Origin of the sequence: Mesorhizobium sp. M5C.F.Ca.IN.020.29.1.1 (genome assembly GCF_003997375.1) — a bacterium.
In the GTDB taxonomy this organism is placed as follows: domain Bacteria; phylum Pseudomonadota; class Alphaproteobacteria; order Rhizobiales; family Rhizobiaceae; genus Mesorhizobium; species Mesorhizobium wenxiniae.
Window position 1 is genome coordinate 1 of sequence record NZ_RZSW01000675.1, and the last position, 2,769, is coordinate 2,769.

Genomic DNA, 2,769 nt, shown 5'->3' on the forward strand with positions numbered 1-2,769 from the left:
GTCCGTTTCTTGATAAATATACGACTGATATATCAGATGGAGCGACCGCCATGTGGACTGGAGTTTTCCCCGCCGTCACGACCAAATTCACCGAGGACGACCGCCTCGACCACGCCGAGATGGAGCGCTGCTTTGCGCTGCAGATGGAGGCCGGCTGCGACGGCATCATCGTCTGCGGTTCGCTCGGCGAGGGGCCGATGCTCTCGCATGACGAGAAGATCGACGTGCTGAAGACCGCGCAGAAGATCGCTGGCAACAAGCCGGTTCTGCTGACGGTCAACGAGCCCGGCACGCGCGAGGCGGCCGCGATCGCGCGCCGCGCCGCCAAGAAGGGCGCTAACGGGCTGATGGTGGTGCCGAGCCCGATCTACCACACCAATGCGGAGGAGACGGTCGCGGCACTGCGCGCCGTCGCCGAGGCCGGCGACCTGCCGGTTATGATCTATTCCAACCGGCTTGCCTATCGCGTCGACGTCACCGTCGGTCAGATGGAGGAACTGGCGAAGGACGAGCGTTTCGTCGCCATCAAGGAATCCTCCGACGACATCCGCCGCTCGACCGAAATCATCAACCGCTTCGGCGACCGTTACGACCTGTTCACCGGCGTCGACAATCTTGCGTTCGAGGCGCTGTCGGTCGGTGCCGTCGGCTGGGTGGCGGGACTGGTCACCGCGTTCCCCCGCGAGACGGTCGCGATCTATCAGTTGATGAAGCAGGGCCGCCGCGAGGAGGCGCTAAAAATCTACCGCTGGTTCCGGCCGCTGCTCGACCTCGACGTGTCGACCTATCTGGTGCAGAACATCAAACTCGCCGAAGTCCTGGCGATCAACACCAACGACCGCGTGCGAATGCCGCGCCAGCCGCTGTCGGGCGAGCGCCGAAAGATCGTCGACAAGATCGTCAGGGATGCGCTGGCGGTGCGGCCCGTGCTGCCACAATTCTAACGGTGGCAATGTCGCGGACCCCCTCATCCGGCCGCTTCGCGGCCACCTTCTCCCCGAGGGGAGAAGAGGTCACAAACGCTGGCGTCAGCCTCTTCTCCCCGACGGGGAGAAGGCGGGCCGAAGGGCCGGATGAGGAGGCTGGCTCCAAGGTGCGGAGCGAGGCGGAGGCCGAGCCATGCAGCGCGGCGCGCAGCCATGAATAGCGATGCGACGCTCGACATCGCCATTATCGGTGGCGGCATCATCGGCATCTGTGTCGCCGCCTATCTGGCCGAGGCGGGGCGAAACGTCACGATCTTCGATCGAACGGGCATCTGCGAGGAAACGAGTTCCGGCAACGCCGCTGCCCTGGCCTTTTCCGATGTGTTGCCGCTGGCCCACAAGGGCATGATCAGGCATCTGCCGAAATGGCTTGCCGACCCGCTCGGCCCGCTCAGCATCCCGCCCGCCTACCTGCCGAAGCTGCTGCCCTGGCTTATCCGCTTCTGGCGGGCCGGACGAAGCGACCGCTACGAGGCCAGCCTCGCGGCGCAGGCCCGGATGATGCGGCTCGCCGAGGCCGAATGGGCCGGGCTGATGGCGCGCTCGGGCACCGGAAACATGCTGCGCGAGGATGGCTCGCTCGAACTTTACGAGAGCGAGGCCGAGTTCAAGGCTTCGCTGCCCGGCTGGGCGGCGAGGCAGCGCTTCGGCATCGGCTTCAGCCATGTCGAGGGCGACGCTCTGGCCGCCTTGCAGCCGGGCCTGTCACCGCGCTTCGTCAAAGGCACTTTCGTACCGGGATGGAAGACCGTTACCAATCCGAAATTATTGGGCAAGGCGATCTGGGCCTTTGCCGAGACCAACGGCGCGCGTTTCGAAAAGGCGAGGATCGACCATGTCGAGGCGGGACAGGACGGCGCGACATTGACGCTGGCCGACGGCACGGTGCGGCAAGCAAAATGCCTCGTCATCGCCGCCGGCGCCTGGTCGCATCTCCTGGCGAAACATCTCCGCGACCGCATCCCGCTCGAAACCGAGCGCGGCTATAACACGACCCTGCCGAGGACCGCTTTCGACGTGAAGCGGCAACTGATCTTCTCCGGCCACGGCTTCGTCATCACCCCGCTCGAAACCGGTGTGCGCGTCGGTGGCGCGGTCGAGCTCGGCGGGATCGAGCGGCCGCCCAACTACGCCCGCTCGAAAGCGCTGCTCGACAAGGCACAAAAATTCCTGCCGGGGCTTGACCCGGCCGGCGGCCGCGAATGGATGGGGTTTCGGCCGTCGCTGCCGGATTCGCTGCCGGTGATCGGTGGCGCCAGGCATGCCGGCACGATAGTCTATGCCTTCGGCCACGGCCATCTCGGCCTGACCCAGGCAGCTGCCACCGGGCGCCTGGTCCGCGATCTCATTCTCGGCCAAAATCCGGTGTTTGATCTTTCTCCGTTTTCCCCGAACCGCTTCTGACGGGATCTAGACATGGCGCGCCACTCCTTCTTCTGCATCGACGGTCACACCTGCGGCAATCCGGTGCGGCTGGTCGCCGGCGGCGGACCGCTGCTCCAGGGCGCGACGATGATGGAGCGGCGCGCGCATTTCCTGGCCGAATATGACTGGATCCGCACCGGGCTGATGTTCGAGCCGCGCGGCCATGACGTGATGTCCGGCTCGATCCTCTATCCGCCGACGCGGCCCGATTGTGACATCGCCATCCTGTTCATCGAAACCTCGGGGTGTCTGCCAATGTGCGGTCATGGCACCATCGGCACGGTGACGATGGCCATCGAGCACGGGCTGATCAAGCCGAAGACGCCGGGTTTGCTCAGGCTGGACACACCGGCTGGCC

Annotated in this window: 3 protein-coding genes; all 3 read left to right on the plus strand. The window is 65.3% G+C overall.

Annotated features, from left to right (window positions below; translation table 11 throughout):
* Positions 1-50: 50 nt before the first annotated feature.
* A complete protein-coding gene (locus tag EOA85_RS31890; RefSeq protein WP_127212383.1) occupies positions 51-944 on the plus strand; it encodes a dihydrodipicolinate synthase family protein in 894 nt (297 codons plus the stop codon).
* A 195-nt stretch (positions 945-1,139) separates the two neighbouring features.
* Positions 1,140-2,390 carry an FAD-binding oxidoreductase gene (locus tag EOA85_RS31900; RefSeq protein WP_127212385.1) on the plus strand — a complete coding sequence of 417 codons (1,251 nt, stop codon included), beginning with the start codon at positions 1,140-1,142 and terminating at the stop codon, positions 2,388-2,390.
* Between the two features lie 12 nt (positions 2,391-2,402).
* A partial coding sequence (locus EOA85_RS31905; RefSeq protein WP_206523413.1) for a proline racemase family protein occupies positions 2,403-2,769 on the plus strand: 367 nt, incomplete at its 3' end.

Coding starts and splice junctions, on each gene's coding strand:
- EOA85_RS31900 (WP_127212385.1), top strand. CDS start 1,140: ATGAATAGCGATGCGACGCTCGACATCGCCATTATCGGTGGCGGCATC.
- EOA85_RS31890 (WP_127212383.1), top strand. CDS start 51: ATGTGGACTGGAGTTTTCCCCGCCGTCACGACCAAATTCACCGAGGAC.